Source organism: Bacteroidota bacterium (assembly GCA_030017895.1).
GTDB lineage: Bacteria > Bacteroidota > Ignavibacteria > UBA10030 > BY39 > JASEGV01.
Window position 1 is genome coordinate 1 of the sequence record JASEGV010000052.1, and the last position, 21,867, is coordinate 21,867.

Sequence of the window (21,867 nt, forward strand, 5' to 3'; positions counted from 1 at the left end):
GGTCATCGCGTATCAGAAGATTTTGATTTTTTTACGAATATATCATTCCACAATGAACGATTAAATTCAGAGCTGCTTGAATTATTTCCAAATCACACAATATCAATTTTACAAAATGAAATAAACACTTATACCTGCCTATTAAATGATGAAGTAAAATTATCCTTTTTCAAGATTAACTACGAAAACATATTTCCATTAATCAAAACAGAATATCTCGATATTGCTGATATCCTTGAGATTGGAATCATGAAAATACTCGCGTTGAGTCGCGCATCATATAAAGATTATGTTGATTTGTATTACATACTAAAAACATACGATTTGTCTGAGTTAATTAAAGCCGCAAAGAAAAAACACAAAGATTTCAATGAAGCTTTATATTTTAAATGTCTGTTGTCTTACGAAGATGTAGAAATGCTGCCGATAAAATTTATGAGCGGTTTTCATATAGACCCAAATGTGGTTTTTACTGTTATAGAAAAAAAAGTAAAATTGTACCTAAATGAAATCTAGCTATTACATATTCAAGAATTTCATAAAACGCAACTGGCGTTCTATTTTTATTCTTTTCTCTATTGCAGTTGATACAACCGCTATAGTAATAAGCAGTATCGGAGCATATCTTATCCGCAACCTGATACCCGACCTTCCAACTATCACGATTTCAAAGTTTATATTTTTTACTTTCAACTATTGGGTCATATTAATATTCTTTGGGTTAATATTTGGCTTGTACCGCACAGCATTTCAGAGTAACAGAACGCAGCAGTATAAACTCGCCGGCAAAGCATATTTGTATTCTATGTTAATGATTTTCGCATCTTTCTATTTACTGCAGCAGGCGGAATTTCCGAGAAGGTTTGTATTATTCTTCATCGTTTTGCTGCCCATTGTGTTTACTATCGGAAGAAGCATTCTGTACCAGCTTCATTTAAAATTCCAAAAAAGAGATTGGGGTGTACGCAATGTATTGATATATGGAAACGGACCCGACTGTAAAAAAGTATTCGAGAAAATAATTCTTTATCCAGAGTTGGGGTATAAGGTAAAAGGATTTATTTTTAGTGATCATGAAGCGAAAAAATTACATGAACAGAATGAATTCGGGAAATTGACATCCAATTATATCGTTTCACAACTTGAGAAAACAGCCAAAATTGAAGATATCGATACTATACTAACACCTACGATGGTGAACGGAAAGAATAGTTTTGCAAAGATACTCCATAAATGTGAAAAGAATCGGATAAAATTTAAAATAGTTTCGCCGGAATCAGAAAACCTGCTAAGGTTTGCATACATCGTAGATATGGCAGGAATACCTTTATATTCGCCGCCCCGGACAAAAATAATGTTTATCAAAAACTTCTTTAAGAGGGGCTTTGATATAATCGGAAGTATATTAGCTCTAATTATCTTATCCCCGTTATTTATATTGATATCGCTTGCCATTATTATTGAAGATGGATTTCCGATCTTTTTTAGTCAAAAACGAGCATTGGTAAAAGGCAAGAATGAATTTTTATTTTACAAATTCCGCAGTATGATAAAGAATGCCGAAGCTCTACAAGATGAATTATATAAAATCAACCTGACTTCCGGAGGCTTATTCAGAGTAGAGGATGACCCACGTCTTACAAAGGTTGGGAAAATTATTAGAAAAGTTAGTTTGGATGAAATCCCACAATTCTTTAATGTGTTAAAGGGTGATATGAGTTTAGTCGGACCGAGGCCTCTCTCAATTGCAGATTTAAGTAATATTACACCCGAAAATACAATCGAAGGATATTATAAGTTGAGAGCGAATGCTAAGCCTGGTATAACCGGACTGTGGCAAATATCAGGAAGGAGAGAATTAAGTTTTAAAGAAATGGTTCTGCTCGATTTATATTACATTGAGAACCAGTCGATTATGTTTGATTTAGAAATATTATTTGAGACTGTTCCTGTTGCGTTGTTTGGAAAGGGAGCGTACTAATTGCTAATTGCTAACAGTCAATTGTCAATTGACTATTGCCCATTAGTTATCTTATCTCTTATTTTTAAAATATTCAACCACTCGTGGTTTGCTTTTGTCCACTTTTTAATAAGGCGGCGAGCATAAGCGGTAAGTATAAAGTTTTCAAATTTTGTTTTCCACGATGGGAGTAATATAGAGATAGAGAGTAAACTTGCAATCCCACGCTTGAACGATTGGAGTTTAGAATAAAATTTCGGAGTTGCTTCCAACATCGAAGAAACTTGAAGCTGAAACGCCGACATCAACTTCGGCTGAAAAACAACATGGTGTGCATCGTAGAGACTCCAATCGTAACTAATAATCCGTTTTTCTTCTTTCAATTCGTTGAACGTGTCTGTTCCGGGAAGGGGAGTTAGTATCATAAACTGCACAGTATCTAATTTATTTTTTAGCGAAAACTCCGCTGTTTGTCTGGCTGTCGAAATCGTATCCGTATCTGCACCAATAACAAACATACCGTGAATGCGGATTTGCTGCTTGTGTATATTTTTGATTGCTTCTGGGTATCGTTCTATATTTTGGCGCTTGTGGTATGCTTGCATAGTTTCTTTGCTAACCGTTTCAAAGCCAATATATAAAATATTGCCGCCGCTTTTTCGTATCAATTCTAAAAGTTCCTTGTCGTATCCCGTTTCTATTCTAACCTGCCCACTCCATTTTATATCAAGATTATTCCTGATGATATTTTCTAAAAGTAGTTTTGTTCTATCTTTATTTATCAAAAAATTATCATCGTAAAAGAAAACCGGTTTATTTCCCAAAATATTTTTTAAATATTTTATTTCTTCAATTACATACTCTACAGAATGAAATCTGCAATCCTGCCCGAACATTTTAATTACCGAACAAAACTTACAATCGAAAGGGCAGCCGCGTGAGGTTTGCAAAATTATGTTGGATATATTTTGGTAGTTACGCATTACTTTAAAATCAGGGAAGGGAAGAGAATCGAGATTATGAATGGCAGTGGTATCAGGATTGTGAAAAATTATGTTCCCGATTTTGTATGAAATTCCTTTGATTTCTTTTATATCGGTGCTGCTGTTTTCCAACCATTTTATCAGTTCGATGAAAGAACTCTCACCTTCCCTCCGGACAACGAAGTCGGCGCCTTTTCTCAATGCTTCATCGGCGAGAAATGTTACATGAGGACCGCCGATTACGACAGGGATGGTAGGATTGAAAGTTTTAATTTTTGAAATAATGCGGTACGCTTCGGGAGCGGTGCTTGTGATTGTTGAAATGCCAATTAAATCGGAGGTCAAAATTGTTTCCCAATCGAGGGGCGCTATATCTTGATAAAAAATAGTAACGTTGTAACCGCTGTTAGTTAGCATTGCTCCAAAAATCGGCAAACCGAGACGTGGTAAATGGTAGCGTGAGTATATGTGAAATCCCGGTGCCGAGGGTTCAATTAAAATTATGTTTTTCATAATATACTTGTCCGCCGAAGCCACAAAGTGGAGTAGGAGGATTGACCATTGGCTATTGATTTAATATAAAAACATCGGCTTGTTCAAAAAATGTTTGATGCGCGGTTTGTAGTTCTCGGCATCATAAAGTTCACGCACGTCAACACGTTTTTGTCCTTGCGATGTAATATCTATCGAAACAGTAGTGTACTTTCCATCTTGCAGAGCCACCATTTTTCCGAAATGCTTTGCGTTTATCAAATCGGCAGCTAAATAACCGTAGCTTGTAGCCACCATGCGGTCGAGAGCATCGGGTTCACCGCTGCGCATCAAGTAGGCAAGCTGTTGGTAAATTGTGAGGTGTCCGGTTCGTTTTTGAATTTCTTGCGAAACAATGTAGCCAATACCGCCTAATTTTTTATGTCCGTAAGCATCCGGTTCGCCGGTAATTATCATATCGCCTCCAACCAATTTTGCTCCTTCCGAAATTGTCATCAAAGCATAGCTGCTTGGATTGGCGCGTTTATCTGCATCTAAAAACTTACACAATTTTTCTATATCAAAGTCAACTTCGGAAATTATCGCTCTATCTACACCGGCGAGATAAGCAGATATCAAAGAGGTTTCGCCGGAGTATCTTCCAAAAAGTTCTATTACTGCAATCCGTTCGTGCGAACCGGCGGGTGTTCTTAAAGCATCTATAAAATCTACACTGCGTGTTATTGCAGTTGAAAAGCCGATACAATAATCGGTACCGAAAACATCGTTATCCATCGTTTTTGGAATTGCAACTACAGGAAAACCGGTTTTATGTAAATGAACAGCATAGCTCAATGTATCGTCGCCGCCAATAGCTATTAACGCATCTATCTTTAAATGTTGGAGAACATTTTGAATATGCGGAGTACAATCGATATTCATACCCTGCTCCTTACTTTTATACTTGTCACTCAGGAATGCCGGTATTTCTTTGGGACGAACTTTTGCGGGATTTGTTCTTGAAGTATGTAAAACTGTACCGCCGCTTCGATCGATTGTGCGAGTCGTTGTTTTTGTTAGCAGCATAAAATTATCTTCGAAGGATTTTGGTATATCCGGATTAAAATTAAGTAAACCGCCCCAACCCTTGCGAATGCCGATTACTTCATTGCCTGCATCAATGGCACGATTGACTGCAGCTTTTATGGCAGGGTTTAAGCCCGGAACATCGCCGCCACCTGTTAAAATACCTATTTTCATTTATGTCTTCTTTCTAAATAATTTTATTTTGGTAAAATTTAATCAAAGTTATTGAAGAATACAATTCAACGCGGCACCTTTGTAAAGGCAGAATACTCCAGCATCTGAGTGGTGAGGTCGAGCGGATAGCTTATCTGTACATCAATAATTTTTGCTTCGGGGTCGAGAACCGGTTCAAGTTTTGGCATAACAAATCCTGTGTAAAGTGGAAGGTCGAGTAACTCTGCACGCCTCTGAACTTCATCTCTCAATTCGGTATTTACTTTGAAACCGTATTTATCAATCAACTGTTTCGCTGCATCGAAATCGCCTTCGGCTTTTATGCGCATTACTTCAGCTAATAGTTTGCCAACCGCTTTTTTCATTTCATCATAATCAGCAATTCGATAATAAGTTTTTCCGTTACGTTTTTCAATCGTTACTGCATTCGAATTTTCCATAATGTAATGGGCAATCACTTGCCGGTTTTTCATGTGGTCTTGTTCTAACTGGTCGCTTTTTCCAATCCTGCGAAGTTGTGTTAAAGCCACGCGTATTGTTTGCTGATACATTGTTTCACCGATTTTTCGGACTTCATCTTCATCTTTTGCAAAACCTATATCCACTATTTTAGAATCGAATGCATTCCAAAGTGCAATCAAATCGGCGCGGGTTTCTTCAAGCGTGTTGTAATAGCCGGGTAAAAAATCGGAAGGGTCTTTGCCTTGCAGCTTATCGCTAACTTTACCTGAACCATGACCGATAACTTCGTGCATTGCAGTATGTAGGTTATCAGATTTCGACCCATACTTTTCTTGCATTTCGATTTCTGTTTCATCAGCTGCAAATTCTTTTATCATCTCTAACCCTGTCGATTTATCATAGGCTTCAACGATGTTGTGCAGAAGAACACTTTTGCTTCCGTACTCTTCACGAATCGCTTGTTCGTTCGGAAGATTAATACCGATTGGACTTACCGGTCCAGTTCCACCGGTTGAACCAATCACATTAATTACATTAGCTATCGGCGATTTATCAATTTTCTTTTTATACACATCAGCCCACGGCGCTGCATCTTCAAAGTGCTGAGCATGTTTTGCTAAATTTTGCATTAACTTTGTTTGTTCAGGATTAGTGAAGAAGATTGCGGATTCCCATTCTGCTTTTTGTCCGCGTGGGTCAAGGTAAACTTCGATGAATCCAAGTATAAAATCAACGCTTGAGGAATCTTCCACCCAACTGATATTGTAATTTCTGAAATCGTTTAAATCACCCGTCTTAAGATATTTAACTAACAACCTAACTGTTTCGGCTTGATGATCGTTTGCTGCGTAGGGGATTGCCATTTCGAGATATTTGATAACTTCAGAGAGAGGTTCGGCATATAAACCAGGTTCAATTCCATCAGTACCAGCACGCCAGATATTTTCTACTAACTTTCCATTTTCTTTCACAACTTTTGAATTGAGCGGGTTTTTTTCGTTTCTTGTTTTTGCCCATTTCTCGATTTCAATATAGGAAATATTTCTACCGTAATAATTTACACCGCTTCCTTTTATCCAATCTTCACCGGGAGTTTTATTCGTCATTTGCGGTTCATAGTTTGGATTGAATATAATTTCTTTTAAGCGATTAAGTTTTTGTTCAAGTGTTTCATTTTCGTTTGATAGCTTTGCACCGTTCTGCTGTGCCTTCTCACAGGCTTGTTTAAAATCTTCAAATGTAACTTCAGGTACAAATTTCTTAGATGTTATATTATCGTAAAAACCGTTGTTGATCCAGAATAGTTTTAAATAGTTGGTTATTTTTTTAATGGTATTTGTGTCGATGCCGCTTTGATAGAAATAAATTTGCTCGATAAGGTTGCGGACTTCAATCGCGTTCGGATGATGCTGGTCGATTGCAATATCCCTGCCTGCCAATCCGGCTAAGTGTAGGTAGTAAGAAAAGATTTTTTCCTTCGGTGTTAATTGATCGAAGCCATCAGCATACAACTGTACAACCTGTGCAGGACCGATGCGTTCTAATTTATAAATTCTTTCCATTCCAGTTTCCTTTTTTGTGCAACCAATAAATGTAAATACGATTAACGATAGCGATACGAGTGATTTAATCAACATGATTATATTCCTTTTATTTAATTTCAGTGTAATGATAACAAAAAGAAGGGGGAAAGGCAAAATCTGAAATAGGGAACGATATAAACATCACAATAGTTAATTAGTAAAAACGAATTATGCTACTCACAATATTAATTATTGCCCTTTGCTTAAATTCTTCTAAAGGAGAACAAATGAATCAATACGAAAAAGCTACATTCGGTGGCGGTTGTTTTTGGTGCACCGAAGCAGTTTACCAATCATTGTCCGGCGTGATAGCTGTAAAATCTGGTTATGCAGGCGGTACGAAAGTCAACCCAACTTACGAAGAAATCTGTACCGGAAAAACAGGTCATGCTGAAGTAGTTGAAATTACATTTGATCCAAACATAGTCAGTTATGAAAAACTGTTGGAAGTATTTTGGAAGGCACACGACCCGACAACTTTAAACCGGCAGGGTGCGGATGTTGGAACGCAATATCGTTCGGTAATTTTTTATCATAACGAATCCCAAAAAATATCAGCAGAAAAATCAAGGTCGGTAGCCCAAAGTCAACTTGACAGAACGATAGTTACTGAAATAAAACCACTTGTTCACTTTTACAAAGCGGAAGAATACCATCAGGATTATTTTGAAAAAAACCCGGATGCGGCTTATTGCAGATTTGTGGTACGACCAAAACTTGAAAAGCTGAAGTAAGAAAATTTCTTGTTAAATAAGTGAAAATTGACTACATTATCAATGTTGAAAGTTTAATTTATGAACTTACTCGAACAAAAATATCGCGCACCCGAAATATACGGCGACCACTGGTTTAATTCCGAACCAATTATACTCTCGGCTAATCGAGGCAATATATTCCTCATTAATTTTTGGGACGCTACCGACCAAAATTCGCTCCGCTCCTTACCTTATGTTAAAGAATGGTTCAGAAGATATTCCGAATATGGACTGATTTTAATCGGAGTGCACACACCAAAATTTCCATTCGCAAAAGAACCGGCTCTCGTCCAGCGAAGCATTTCCGAAAATGAAATAAAATATCCTATCGTTTTGGATAATGATTTTCATGTGGGGAATTTATTCCGCACTCGTTTATTGCCATCATCTTATTTGATTGATAAGTCTGGATTCATACGGTATATCCAAGAAGGGGAAGGTTCATATCTATCACTGGAGAGTGCAATTCAATATCTTCTTGCTGATGCAGGATATCGAGGAGAATTTCCTGAAATAATGAAACCACTACGTGAAAAAGACAAGCAAGGTGTGCATTGCTATAAATCTACTCCCGAAATATTTGTAGGCTACCAACGCGGAAATATTGGAAATACGGAAGGATATTTTCCGCAATCAATTAATTATTACCACGACCCTTACTATTACTTGGAAGGGAGAGTATTTTTGCACGGAAATTGGTTAGTTAATAAATTTTTTGTGAAAGATGAAAACGAAATACCGGGCGAAGCATATATAGTTGCACAGTATCAAGCGAAAGAGGTAAATGTTGTTATAAAGCCTGAAGGTGAAAATAACTTCAAAGTATTTGTTCAACAAGATGGAAATTATCTTTCTAAAGGAAATGCGGGGACTGATGTATTTATCGATGAAGCCGAAAGGAGTTTTCTGTTAATAGATAATCCGAAACTATATAATGTTGTGAACAACGCTGAATTCGGAGAACATATTTTGAAATTGATTCCGGATTCAAATAGCTTTGCATTTTACTCGATGTCGTTTGTATCATCACCCATCACAGAATTTATCGCAGGAAGATAAAATTGAAAACACGAATTACCGACTTGTTTGAAATTAAATATCCGATTATTCAAGCCGGAATGGTTTGGGTGTCCGGTTATAAATTAGCGACAGAAGTATCAGAAGCGGGTGGACTCGGATTAATTGGCGCCGGATCAATGAAGCCGGAATTGCTGCGTGAACAAATTCGTAAAGCAAAAACTCGTACAACAAATCCTTTTGGTGTGAACATACCTTTGTTGCGGGGCGATGCGGAAGATTTGGTAAATGTTACTATTAATGAAGGTGTAAAAATAGTTTTCACTTCTGCGGGGCATCCAGGTAAATTTATTGACAAATTGAAAAATGCCGGATGCGTTGTAATTCACGTAGTTCCTTCAGTTAAATATGCATTGAAGGCAGAAAGTGTCGGATGTGATGCAGTAGTAGCTGAAGGGTTTGAGGCAGGCGGGCATAACGGGTTGGATGAGATTACGACTTTTGTTTTAATTCCACAAGTTGTAGATGCAGTGAAAATTCCTGTTATCGCAGCCGGTGGAATTGCAGACGGCCGGGGAATGGCTGCGGCGTTTGCGCTTGGGGCAGAAGGAGTTCAAATCGGAACGCGGTTTGCCGCTTCGGTCGAATCATCGGCACACGATAACTATAAGCGTGCGATTGTTGATTCTGCCGATAACAGCACAGTATTAATTTTGAAAAAAGTTATACCCGTTCGTCTGATTAAAAACAAATTTTCACAACTTGTGATTGATGCTGAGAATCTTGGTGCAACACCAGAAGAACTTGTGAATTTACTCGGTAAAGGTCGTGAACGAATGGCAATTTTAGACGGCAATTTGGATGAAGGTGAAATTGAAGCCGGACAATGTGCGGGTATGATTAAGGAAATCTTACCTGCAGGCGAAATTGTAAAAAAAATTGTTGAAGAATATATGTCTGTGATAAGAAAGCTATCTTGACTTTCTGAATCAAGGTAAATTGACCACAGATTAAACGTATTAGGCAAATTCACGAGGATGAAAGAGCAAATATCTTTAAACTTGAGGCTGTCTAAAAAGTAAATATTTCTTAGTGTTTAAGATGCCGATTTGGCTCCTTAAAGAATACTACTTAAATATACATCGATAAAATTATTGAAAATATTTAACGACATATTAAAACAAAAAGTAATCGTCTTCGACGGAGCGACAGGAACAAGCATTCAATCCCAGAACTTAACCGCAGACGATTTCGGCGGAGAAGAGTTTAACGGATGCAATGAATATCTGGTTATTACCAAACCGTCGGCAGTGGAAAAGGTCCATTCCGATTTTTTGGAAGCGGGCTGCGACGTAATTGAAACTAATACATTCGGCGGCGCTTCGCTTGTTCTAGCTGAGTATGGCATCGCAGATAGGTGTTACGAATTGAATTTCATAGCTGCACAAATCGCAAAGAGTATAGCAAACGATTATTCTAAAAACGGTCATCCACGCTTTGTTGCCGGTTCAATGGGTCCTACTACAAAGCTGCCATCACTGGGTCATATAAGTTTCTCTGATATGGAAAAATCGTACTACATTCAGGCAAAAGCCCTCATCGAAGGCGGCGCAGATTTGCTCGTCGTTGAAACCTGCCAGGATGTTCTTCAAACCAAAGCCGCACTTGCCGGTATTTATTCTTGCCTGAAAGATTTAAAAAAACAAATTCCTGTAATAGTTTCGGTTACAATCGAAACAACTTCAACGATGCTTTTAGGCACCGAAATCTCCGCAGCTCTCACCGCAATCGAACCGTTCCCGATTGATGCCTTCGGAGTAAACTGTGCGACTGGTCCCAGAGAAATGTCGGAACACATTCGCTACTTATCTGCAAACAGTCCTCTGCCAATTTTCTGTATGCCGAATGCAGGTATCCCGGAAAACATTGGCGGTAAAGCCCATTACCATCTCACGCCTGAGGAATTAGCAAATAATCTTTCCCACTTTGTTAAACATTTCGGCGTTAATATCGTTGGCGGGTGCTGCGGTTCTACGAAAGAACATATCAAAAAGGTTGTAGAAGCTGTAGGTTCGTTGTCGCCGCAAATAAGGAAATTTGAATTTACTTCGGCTGTCTCAAGCTTATACCAAAGTGTTCCCCTCCATATCGAACCCGCACCTTTGTTGGTGGGAGAAAGAACAAACGCAAACGGCAGCAAATTATTCCGTGACCTGCTCTTAAAGGAAGATTGGGAAGGAATGGTTTCACTCGGAAGAGAACAAGTGAAAGAGGGCGCTCACATTCTGGATTTGAGTGTAGCCTATGTAGGACGCGATGAAGTAAAAGATATAAGCGAAGTTGTTAGCCGATTCAATACACAAATTACAGCACCACTGATGATCGATTCAACCGATGAAAATGCAATGGAAGCCGCCTTACAAAGATACGGTGGAAAGGCAATCATCAATTCCGTTAATTTAGAAGATGGTGAAGAACGATTTGCGAAAATATTGAATTTGTGCACTCGGTATGGTGCGGCTGTAATCGCCCTGACAATAGATGAGCAGGGAATGGCAAAGACAACAGTACGTAAATTGGAAATAGCTGCTCGAATTTTCGACCTTGCTGTTAATAAATACAGACTTAAACCTGAGAACATAATTTTTGACACGCTCACATTTACACTCGGCTCGGGTGATCAAGAGTTTGCGGACGCCGGCATACAGACACTCGAAGCGCTGCGACTTATCAAGCAAAAACTTCCTGAAGTTAAAACGAGTTTGGGGGTTAGTAATATTTCTTTTGGACTAAATCCCCAAACAAGGATTGTGTTGAATTCTGTATTCCTGCACTATGCTATTGAATATGGACTTGATATGGCAATCGTACACGCAGCGAAGATTCTACCGCTGTATAAGATTGGAGAAACCGAAAAGGAACTGTGTAAAAAATTGATCTTTAATGAAAGGACTGAAAGTTACGATCCCCTTAAGGAACTTATCAATTATTTTTCACATCGAAAGGTAGACGTCAGAGTAAAAGAGGTTGATGCGCTTCTTCCAGTAGAAGAAAGATTGAAGAACGATATTATAGATGGCGATAAATCGAACCTTATTAAAAATTTAGATGAAGCTCTTAAAAAATATAAGCCGATAGAAATAATTAACCAGATATTGCTCGGGGGGATGAAAGTCGTGGGTGAATTGTTTGGCAGCGGACAGATGCAGTTGCCATTTGTGCTCCAGTCTGCTGAAGTAATGAAATCCGCAGTTGCATACTTAGAACCGATGATGGAAAAGAAATCGGTGCAGAAGCGCGGAACGATGGTGCTCGCAACTGTAAAGGGCGATGTTCACGACATCGGAAAAAACCTTGTTGATATTATCTTGACTAATAATGGGTATAGTATCATAAATTTGGGAATACGGGTTCCGATCGAGACTATTTTACATGCCGTTGAGGAGTATAACGCCGATGCTATCGGGATGAGTGGATTGTTGGTAAAATCTACAGCTATTATGAAAGAGAATCTTGAGATAATGACTGAGCGCAGTATTACTATTCCAGTCGTGCTTGGAGGGGCTGCTTTAACGCGAAGATTTGTCGAAGAAGATTTACGAGCAATTTACAGCGCTCATGTCGCTTATGCAAACGACGCTTTCGATGGGCTGCACTTTATGGAAAACCTTAACCAGCTTAAATCAAAACAGAAGATCGAAGTTCCCCCAAAAGAGAAGAAGGTAACGATTCAAGCAAGAGTTGATTTACAAGCAAAGTCGTCAAGCAAGGTATCAATAAATAATCTGATTCCAACACCACCATTCTGGGGATCGAAAGTTGTTGAAGATATTAATGTTGATGAAGTATTCGAATACATCAACGAAGTAGCTTTGATTAAAGGTCAGTGGCAAGTTTACAAGGGGGCTAAGTCGGAGGAAGATTATAAAAAGTTCGTAAAGAAAGAAATTCATCCTGAATTCGAATCATTAAAAGCAAAAAGCAAACAAGAACACCTTCTACAACCCAAAGTTGTTTACGGCTATTTCCCCTGTAACTCCGACGGTAACGATTTAATAATATACAATCCATCAGAAATCCCAAATCCCAAATCCCAAATCCTAAATTTAAAAGAGTGGCTTCGCTTTACTTTCCCACGCCAGAAATCTGACCGATTCCTTTGCTTGTCTGATTATTTTGCTGAAAAAGATTCAGGCAACCTTGATGTTATTGCACTTCAATTAGTTACTGTTGGAAAAACTGCATCAGAGTATTCACAAAAACTCTTTTCATCCAACAAGTATAAGGACTATTTATACTTTCACGGATTAAGTGTAGAGACCGCAGAAGCATTAGCAGAGATGTGGCATAAAAAAATTCGAATGGAGTTAGAAATTGCCGGGGCGGATGCCTTAGATAAAAAGAAATTATTCACACAAGGTTATCAAGGTTCGCGTTATAGTTTCGGTTATCCGGCTTGTCCGAATTTGGAAGACCAAACCAAATTGTTCGAGATATTAAAACCTGAAAGGATTGAAGTTGAGTTAACAGAAGAGTTTCATTTAATTCCTGAGCAATCAACATCAGCAATCATAGTCCATCATCCTGAAGCGAAGTATTTTAATGTTTGATCAAAAAATAACGTTGTATTTTTCACATCTTTTTATTATAATTGCATAGTAATTTTTGAAACTTAAGTTTTTAATGAAATATTCACCAAAACACAATAAAACAAGGAGATTTTAGATATGGCAACATTTATCACCGAAGAATGCATCAATTGTGGTGCGTGTGAACCCGAATGTCCAAATACCGCTATTTATGCCGGCGGTGTCCAATATGAGTTAAACGGTCAAATGGTAGACGCTCTTTCAAACGATTTTTATTATATAGTTCCCGAAAAATGCACCGAATGTGTTGGGCACTTCGAAAAGGAACAATGCGCGGCAGTTTGCCCGGTTGATTGTTGCGTTCCCGACCCGAATCGCCCCGAAACCGAAGAAGAGTTATACCATAAAGCAAAACAAATACATCCTGAAAAAGAATTTTTACCATTAAGCGAAGCCCCCTCGCGATTTAAATAGAATATTTTTTGAGTTTTAATTTAATAGTAAGGGTCGGTTTACACACAGAACCGACCTTATTTTTCATTAGTGGAGAAGATAAATGAAGATCGGCGATTACGAAATTTTTACGATTGAAACGAGCAGGTTTGCCCTTGATGGCGGGGCAATGTTCGGCGTGGTGCCGCAAGCGTTATGGCGAAAAACAAATCCACCCGACAAATTAAACCGTATCGAAATGGTTACAAGAAGTCTTTTGATTGTTGGCGGAGGGAAAAAGATTTTAGTCGATACCGGTAATAGCCCGAAGATGTCACAAAAGTTAAAAGATATCTATAAGATTGATACAACATCAACCAGTCTTATTTCATCATTACAAAAACATAACGTAGCTACGAACGAGATAACAGATGTGATACTTACACACTTGCATTTTGACCACGCTGGTGGTTCAACGTTTGATGATTCGGGAATAATCAAGCCGACATTTCCGAATGCTAAATACTATGTTCAAAAAGAGCAGTGGAATTGGGCGCTCAATCCGACCGACCGCGACAGGGCGAGTTTCTTTAAAGAAGATTTTTTACCACTGAAAGAATTTGGTGTTTTGGAATTAGTCGAGGGGGAGTTTGAAATATTTCCGGGTATAAATTTAATTTTGCTTAATGGTCATACGAGTATGCAGCAGATTCCCAAAATCTCTGACGGAATAAACACAGTTTTGTTTTGCGCCGATTTAGTGCCGATGTCGTCGCACATACCATTGCCATTTATTATGGGATACGATTTGCAGCCGTTGGTAACATTGGAAGAAAAGAGAAAAATAATAGGTCCGGCTTATGAAGAAAAGTGGAAATTGGTTTTTGAGCACGACCCAAAAATTGCAGCCGCCACGATCGCATCAAACGAAAAAGGTTTTGGTGTTGGCGAAGTGATTCAATTATTGTAGGCGACAAGGTCCTTAGTTATTTTCCCTCGTCTGTTTCTTAAACGAAATAATTCAATTATTGTAGGTCGACCTGGCTGGTCGACTCACAATTGTCGAAATCCGAATAGTATAATTTTTTGAATGTTAGTCACAAAAGAAAAAATAAAACAACACGCATTAAATTTAGGATTTTCAAAAATCGGATTCGCAAATCCTGAAAAGTTAGAAGTCGAAGGGAGAAAATTAGCTGAGTGGCTATCCAATAATTATCACGGTGATATGAAATGGATGGAGGAGGATATTGAAAAAAGACTCGACCCAAAACTTATTTTCCCCAAAGTTAAATCGGTAATTGTTTTAGCTGCTAATTATTATTCAGATATTCGCCGTAGCAAAGATATTGGCGTTGGCAAAATTTCAAGATATGCTTGGGGAGATGATTATCATATCGTAGTCAAAAATAAACTCAACACTCTTTTAACATACATCAAAGCTATCAATACCAAAGCCGATGGAAAAGCGTATGTCGATTCCGGTTCGGTGATGGAAAAAATATGGGCACAACGGGCGGGAATCGGTTGGCAGGGAAAACATTCCATTCTTATCTCACCACAATTTGGCTCTTGGTTTTTTATTGGAATAATTTTTATAAATCTTGAACTCGAAGCCGATAATAATTTAAATGATCAGTGCGGCGATTGTACGTTATGTATTGATGCGTGCCCTACCAACGCAATAGTTGAACCTTATGTTTTAGATGCCAGGAAGTGCATTTCTTATCAAACAATCGAAAACAAAGGGACGATGGAGCCGGAGTTAACTGATAACTATCAAAACTGGATATATGGCTGCGATATATGCCAGGATGTTTGTCCGTGGAACCAAAAGTTTGCAACTGTAACAAAAATTTCGGAATTTTATCCTCGAGAATACAACATTTATCCGAATCTTTCTGAGCTTGAAAGCATCTCATCAGAGCAATTTATGGAGAAGTTCAAAAATTCTCCTATCAAAAGAATCAAACATAAAAAATTCATAGAGAACATAGAAGCAGTTACAGAAAAATAAAAAGGAAAGTGAAGATGAACGAAAAACATCATAAAGTAATAATAATCGGTTCAGGACCAGCAGGATTTACTGCGGCGATATACACAGGACGTGCAAATCTAAATCCGCTTCTCTTTGAGGGTAGCCAACCCGGTGGACAGCTTACGATAACCACCGAGGTTGAAAACTATCCCGGTTTTCCTGATGGAGTGATGGGACCCGAGATGATGGATTTGTTCCGCAAGCAAGCTGAAAAATTTGGTACTGTTTGCGAGACTATTGAGATCACTAAAGTTGATTTTAGTACAAAACCATTTAAGGTTTGGGCAGGCGATGAAATCTATACCGCCGATGCAGTTATTATTGCCACCGGCGCTCGTGCGAAATTGTTGGACATTGAATCGGAGAAAAAGTATTTTGGTTACGGAGTATCAGCTTGTGCTACTTGCGATGGATTTTTCTTTAAAGGTTTGGAAGTTGCGATAGTTGGCGGGGGAGATACTGCTTTAGAGGAAGCAATATTTTTAACAAAGTTTGCTTCCAAAGTAACTCTTATACACAGACGAAACGAGTTGCGTGCATCCAAAATTATGCGTGAGCGAGTACAGCAAAATCCCAAAATTTCTTTCTTGTGGGACTCAGTTGTCGAAGAAGTTTTAGGTAAAGAAGAAGCCGGCAGAAAAGCGATGACAGGTTTGAAAATAAAAAATGTAAAGACAGGCGCAATAACCGAAATGAAAGCCGTGGGCTTGTTCATTGCAATCGGACACGAGCCAAACACATCAATCTTCAAAGGCCAGATTGATATGTACGAAACAGGTTACATAAAACTTATCGGCAAAGGGACTGCAACAAATATTCCCGGAGTTTTTGCAGCAGGCGATGTCGCAGATTCGGTCTATCGCCAGGCAGTTACAGCCGCAGGTTCAGGTTGCGCTGCCGCAATTGATGTAGAGAGATATTTGGAAGGTTTACATTAGGATTTAATGTCTTGAGATTTGAATTTAATATCTGCTTACTCGATAACAAATGAAGGTAGGGGGTTATGAACAAAAAAAAGAGAAAAGCACAACAAGTCAGAGCAACATATGGCTCAATAATAGGAGCCATTTGTTTTTACCTAATCTCGTATGGATTGAGTTTCCCGCCTTTTTAACAAAAAACCCTACCCTCGCACGCAAAATATTTTCATGCTCTATTGACAATTATAGGACTATTGATTACCTTTGCATCGAACATTTTTTTATATAAATACAAACAACTCAAGCAAAGGAGTACGGTTATGAAAACATTAGTTTTATCCGCCATCGGCGGATTGCTGCTCACCTTTTCATTTACTCAACTTAATTCACAAGTTCTTGCAATTTTTGAAGGAGGTGATTAGCGGAAGTAATTGAAAGCATGTTCTCAATTAAATAATACTCATTTAAATAAAAAGGAAATAATACAATGAAAAAGTTAGAATTAATACTTCTTATTGCGCTTACTCTAGCGGCGGGTTTCGGATATTCTCAGACCACGACTGAGTATTTCGACCCGCGCGGTAAGCCATTATACCCCGACTTCGACCCTAAAACGGGTGGTGTGAAAAACATTCGCGGGTTCTCTGAGCACATTAAAAATTATGGGCTTACGAAGAATCAGTTGACAAAAGAATCTCTTGATAAGTTTGCAAGAAGACTCATCGATGATTACTCGAAGATACTTAAAATTACATCAAAAGACTTACGAGCAAATACTATTGATACGAGTGGTGATTTGCAGGGTGCATCGTATGAGCAGCTATATAAAGGAATTCGTATTGTAGGAAGCGAATTCGGAATTACTGTTGGCATACGAGGAGATATAAGTTTTGGCGGAAAAATATTTCCTCTAGTGCAATGCCCCACAACTCCATCTATTCCATCTGAAACTGCAGTCAAGATCGCAGAGAGTGATTCTGGTGGAAGTGGACATGGTAAACCTATGCTGGCAATAATTCCGGTAGAGAACGATAGTACATATGAATACCGGCTTGCCTGGACCGTTTATATTGGTCTTCATGGCTACAAAAATTACCGCTATCACATCGATGCCTCTGACGGAAAAGTGTTAAGGAGAGTAAAAAGTTGGGTGGAAGCCCGACCATCTCAAGGCGATCAAGGGAATCTTAATCAACGTAATAACCAGAAGCGTCAAAGTAAGAAACGGTCTCTGAGTTTGTCACCTTTGCAGTCGAGTACTCTGTCATATCCAACATCATCGCCTGGTGTTCTTAGTATTCCGGTCGGCAGTGGTATTAGTGGAAGAGTAACAGGACGCTATTGGACTCGTTATCACAGGTCTGCCGATCTCTCGCCAATTATCGGTTTCTATTCAACATACATTGATGCTTATCCTGATCCCGAAGATGAAAATTTAGATTTTATGATTCCTTGGATTGAAACCGATACATAAAACTTATTGGCAATGGAACAGCAACAAATATTCCCGGAGTTTTTGCGGCGGGCGATGTCGCGGATTCTGTTTACAGACAAGCTGTAACTGCTGCTGGTTCAGGTTGTGCCGCAGCAATTGATGTAGAGAGATATTTAGAAAGTTTACCCCGATAGAGAACGTAGTTCTCTGACGGGGTTTACATTAGGATAAAATATTATCCGGACAGGTTTCGGAATATTCAATCCGAAAAAATAAACGGTTTCTCATATTGGAGACATTTTTTCTTATTATCCCCTGATTCTACAGCTAGGGCAGGTTTGTTTGAGGTTAAAGGAATAACTGATTTAACTATTTCAACCGCCTGAGTCTGGCGGGCTCAAAGTTTTAGAAACAATTGATTTTTATTTTATACTTTTGTATATAGAAAGGAATAAAAAATGAAGAAAGGGACAAGAATGAAAAAACTGAATTTATTACTTTACTTTTTGCTGCTGACGATAAACGCAAATGGGAATGGTTTAGATGATAAAAATATAAGTATGGAAAATTCTGGTCCTCCGATTATCCGAGAATATTATGCGAAGGCAATTACAACTACTTCTGCTGTATTGTGGGCACATTTTTCTCCGAACGGATCTAAATTGTTCGTTTGGTTTGAATGGGGAACTACAGCTTCGTATGGAAATACTACAGTAATTGCAGAATTTGAAGATGCTCAATATGCTGGACCTTCCTATTATAAACTAAATGAGTTAATTCCAAATACAATTTATCATTTCCGGGTCGTGGCTGAAAATATATTTGGTCGTACCACAAGTGAAGATCGTACGTTCATAACAATGCCACCTACCGTAATTACTTTACCGATTGATAGTTTTGCAACGACATCAGCTCGCTTGATGGGAAGGATTAATCCCAATGGTCAACCGACTTCAGCTTATTTTATGTGGAAAGCAGTTGATGAGTTCAACTGGTTATTTACCCCGGTGCAAAATATCAGTGCTGGTGTTACAAATGTAGAAATTTCAAGTTCGATAGATAGGCTAATACCCGATGTAAGCTATTTTGTTAGAGCAGTAGCGTATAATTCAGATATGTCTGATGTAATAAAAATTGGGAACCTACAAACTTTCACAACTTTGATAGATCCCAATTCAGGTGGTTTTGCAATATCTATCCAGATGAAAGATAGTACAGGTTATCCTACTCATGCACAGAGAAAATTTGGTCTTCATACTCACGCTTCATATTGTATTGACGAAGCACTGGGAGAATTTTTTTTACCACCAATGCCACCCACTGACGCGGCAGAAGGCAGATTTATTGATCCTCGAACGGGCTATAGTGCTTGCATGGACCAGGGAATGTATCTGGATCTTCGGAAGTATGAAAACCCAACGCAAGTGGATACGTACAAGTACAAATTTCAAATTGGGTCATTTGCTTATCCAATTAATTTTGTTTGGCAAGACCTTAATGCTAACTATAGTGGAGCTGTTAGGTTACTATTTCCTTTGAACGGAAGCGTTTTCAATATAAATATGAAACAACAAACATCGTTTACACTGACCGAAGAAGATATAAATCTATTTTATATTATTGCAGAAGGACCAAGAAATAACATCTGGGCAAAAGTAAATACTGTTTCCCAAAACAGTGCTGTTCTGGTAGGAAAGTTTAACCCCAATGGCTTTCCAACCGAGGGCTGGTTTGAATGGGGTATTACTAAAATTTATGATAAAATCACAACTAAACAGGATTTAGGAAATATCTACAATCCAATATTTTATAGCGAAGCGTTAGATAGTATTCAGCCCAACGTCACTTATTATTTTCGAGCAGTTGCAAAAAACCAATTGGGAACACTTTTTGGGATTGACCAAATGTTCACAATAAGTCCAGAAGTTAGTGTTAAAGAAAAAGAATTACTCCCCAAATCGTTTATTCTCGAACAGAACTATCCGAATCCGTTCAATCCAACGACTAACATAAAGTTTTCAATTCCTGTGAAATCTCATGTAGATATAAGAATTTTTGATGTTCTAGGGCGTGTTGTAACTACACTTTTGAATGAATCTAAGGACGCTGGAAACTTTGAAGTCGAATTTAATGGCACTAGTTTGGCGAACGGTATCTACTTTTACAAAATAAAAGCGGTTGGTGTAAACGAACCGAGTAAAACTTTTGTCCAAGTTCGGAAGATGCTGCTAATCAAGTAAATATTATTTCCCAAAACTTAAATAGCTGAATTCAAGTTTTTATATTAACAAATCAAACATAAGGAGTCTTGCTATGAAAAAAATAAGTTTCATATTTTATCAAATCTTCTTTCTAATATTTTGCTTTTTATATTTCTCCGCTTTTGGCGCTGGTATTCCAGATAAAAACAATCGCCAAAATGATAACTCAGCGATGAAGCTCGCCGGCACACCAACTTACCAAATTCTGAATATTAATAACATCACAACTTGGATGCGGTCGGATGGTCAGCAAAACCATTCACCTTCAAATGGTAACGGTTCATATTTTCCACGGGGTACTGGGGGGGTGATTTATCAGGACGGATTTGTTTGGGGCGGAAAAGCTTATTTAGATGCTGGCTTAACTACACCTGCTCCGACACAGCTTATACGCATTGGCGGACAAACTTACAATATTGGTACTCGCGCAGGGCGTATTATAGGCACAGGCGCAATGGCAATTGCTCAATCACCTACCGATCCTGATGTTCGTATTTATAGAATCCGAAGAGATTATCCTGAATTGGATATTCAAGAATTGAAACAGGATGCTGCTGAATTATTTGAAGTACAGCTAACCCATGTAACAACAACACAAACTAATTATATTCTTGATCAATACGCAAAAGATTGGGATGAGTGGCCGGTAGTTTATGGCGCCCCGTATGTCGAAAGAAACGGAATTCCCGGATACCAAAAACCTAAACCATTTTCCAACACTTTTACCATTGACAGTTTGATCGTGTATAATTATGACGAACCAGGGCTTGCTGGAATTGACCCCAATTCTCCGGCTGACCAAGTTGTTTGGACAGTAATCAATGACCTTGATCGATATGCTTCGACTGGTTTATTTGGTTCTGAGCCTTTAGGACTTGAAGCACAAATTACGTTGTGGGGTTATAAACGTACCGATGCTCTGGGAAATTTATACTTCAAGAAAATTAAGTTCATTAACAAAGGTGGCGTTGATATCGGTGGCGGAAGTAAAGGTTCTTTCTACATCGACAGTATGTATTTTGCTCAATGGGCTGACCCGGATTTAGGTTATTATGGTGATGATATTTGCGGTGTGGATATGAATCTTTTCCCTCCAATGACTGGAAAGCCCAATAGTTTAGGTTTCGTATATAATGGAAACGCGGTAGATGCAGAGTTTAAAAAATTTAATCTTCCACCACCGGCTGTGGGATACGACTTTTTACAAGGTCCATTAGTCTCCGGTCTCCCATCCGATTCTGGTGTTTTCAACCTCAAGAGGGTATATGGGAAGAAAAATATGCCGATGACTTCTTTTGCATATTTTTCAGCAGGTAGTGGTATCAGTGATCCACCGTTCACCTATGAAGGTGGTTTAAGATGGTGGAGAATGTTACAAGGTTATGTGCCTGATGCTTCCACAGCACCTTGGCGGTTATATCCTCACCCACCAGAAGTTACAGAAACAAAATTCCCTCTGAATGGTGATCCTGTTAAGAAAACAGGTTTTATCGATGGTTTACACACCGCTTATTCACTCTCACCTGGCGACAGAAGAATAGTTTTGAATACCGGGCCATTTTCACTTGCTCCAGGTGATACTCAAGAAGTTGTAATGGCTACAATCGGCGGAATCGGAGCTGATAGATTATCGAGTATATCCACATTAAACCCAGATTGTTCAATAGGCTATAAATTTCTAATGACCGCCATTAGGGAAAA

General features: G+C 38.5%; 16 protein-coding genes and 1 pseudogene. 14 read left to right on the top strand and 3 right to left on the bottom strand.

Annotation, left to right across the window (positions count from 1 at the left end; genetic code table 11):
• Together QME58_10275 and QME58_10280 are read left to right on the top strand one after the other, a co-directional pair.
• A partial coding sequence (locus QME58_10275) for a hypothetical protein (protein ID MDI6804215.1) occupies nt 1-516 on the top strand: 516 nt, incomplete at its 5' end.
• Nucleotides 506-1,981 (top strand): sugar transferase, encoded by a 1,476-nt coding sequence (locus QME58_10280; GenBank protein MDI6804216.1) that lies wholly within the window; start codon nt 506-508, stop codon nt 1,979-1,981. The genes QME58_10275 and QME58_10280, both read left to right, overlap by 11 nt.
• A gap of 32 nt (nt 1,982-2,013) precedes the next feature.
• Here QME58_10280 and QME58_10285 read toward each other — a convergent pair whose 3' ends face one another.
• From QME58_10285 to QME58_10295, 3 genes are all read right to left on the bottom strand, one after another.
• A complete protein-coding gene (locus QME58_10285; protein ID MDI6804217.1) occupies nt 2,014-3,456 on the bottom strand; it encodes a radical SAM protein in 1,443 nt (480 codons plus the stop codon).
• Nucleotides 3,457-3,516: 60 nt separating this feature from the next.
• Complete coding sequence (locus QME58_10290) at nt 3,517-4,674, bottom strand: ATP-dependent 6-phosphofructokinase (protein ID MDI6804218.1); 1,158 nt, start codon at nt 4,672-4,674, stop codon at nt 3,517-3,519.
• A 65-nt stretch (nt 4,675-4,739) separates the two neighbouring features.
• Nucleotides 4,740-6,773: a peptidase M49 gene (locus QME58_10295; protein MDI6804219.1), complete on the bottom strand. Its 2,034-nt coding sequence runs from the start codon at nt 6,771-6,773 to the stop codon at nt 4,740-4,742.
• Nucleotides 6,774-6,946: 173 nt separating this feature from the next.
• On the opposite strand from QME58_10295, the gene msrA reads away from it, so the two are divergent.
• The 12 genes and pseudogenes from msrA to QME58_10355 all read left to right on the top strand — a co-directional run.
• On the top strand, nt 6,947-7,453 hold the full coding sequence (gene msrA, locus QME58_10300) for a peptide-methionine (S)-S-oxide reductase MsrA (GenBank protein MDI6804220.1): 507 nt from the start codon (nt 6,947-6,949) through the stop codon (nt 7,451-7,453).
• A 60-nt stretch (nt 7,454-7,513) separates the two neighbouring features.
• A complete protein-coding gene (locus QME58_10305) occupies nt 7,514-8,533 on the top strand; it encodes a redoxin domain-containing protein (GenBank protein ID MDI6804221.1) in 1,020 nt (339 codons plus the stop codon).
• A 2-nt stretch (nt 8,534-8,535) separates the two neighbouring features.
• Nucleotides 8,536-9,471, top strand: coding sequence for a nitronate monooxygenase (locus QME58_10310; GenBank protein ID MDI6804222.1), 936 nt, complete (start codon nt 8,536-8,538; stop codon nt 9,469-9,471).
• Nucleotides 9,472-9,645: 174 nt separating this feature from the next.
• Nucleotides 9,646-13,101 carry a methionine synthase gene (metH, locus tag QME58_10315; protein ID MDI6804223.1) on the top strand — a complete coding sequence of 1,152 codons (3,456 nt, stop codon included), beginning with the start codon at nt 9,646-9,648 and terminating at the stop codon, nt 13,099-13,101.
• A 117-nt stretch (nt 13,102-13,218) separates the two neighbouring features.
• Entirely contained in the window at nt 13,219-13,554 is a 336-nt protein-coding gene (locus QME58_10320) for a 4Fe-4S dicluster domain-containing protein (GenBank protein MDI6804224.1), read from the top strand.
• An 82-nt stretch (nt 13,555-13,636) separates the two neighbouring features.
• Nucleotides 13,637-14,482: an MBL fold metallo-hydrolase gene (locus QME58_10325; GenBank protein ID MDI6804225.1), complete on the top strand. Its 846-nt coding sequence runs from the start codon at nt 13,637-13,639 to the stop codon at nt 14,480-14,482.
• A gap of 120 nt (nt 14,483-14,602) precedes the next feature.
• Complete coding sequence (gene queG / locus QME58_10330; GenBank protein ID MDI6804226.1) at nt 14,603-15,529, top strand: tRNA epoxyqueuosine(34) reductase QueG; 927 nt, start codon at nt 14,603-14,605, stop codon at nt 15,527-15,529.
• 14 nt (nt 15,530-15,543) lie between these two features.
• Nucleotides 15,544-16,488: a thioredoxin-disulfide reductase gene (trxB, locus tag QME58_10335; protein MDI6804227.1), complete on the top strand. Its 945-nt coding sequence runs from the start codon at nt 15,544-15,546 to the stop codon at nt 16,486-16,488.
• Between the two features lie 469 nt (nt 16,489-16,957).
• Entirely contained in the window at nt 16,958-17,944 is a 987-nt protein-coding gene (locus QME58_10340; GenBank protein ID MDI6804228.1) for a hypothetical protein, read from the top strand.
• Between the two features lie 2 nt (nt 17,945-17,946).
• Nucleotides 17,947-18,099, top strand: a pseudogene (locus QME58_10345) (thioredoxin-disulfide reductase).
• A 264-nt stretch (nt 18,100-18,363) separates the two neighbouring features.
• Entirely contained in the window at nt 18,364-20,145 is a 1,782-nt protein-coding gene (locus QME58_10350) for a T9SS type A sorting domain-containing protein (protein MDI6804229.1), read from the top strand.
• Nucleotides 20,146-20,218: 73 nt separating this feature from the next.
• The coding region (locus QME58_10355) for a hypothetical protein (GenBank protein ID MDI6804230.1) at nt 20,219-21,867 on the top strand (1,649 nt) is incomplete at its 3' end.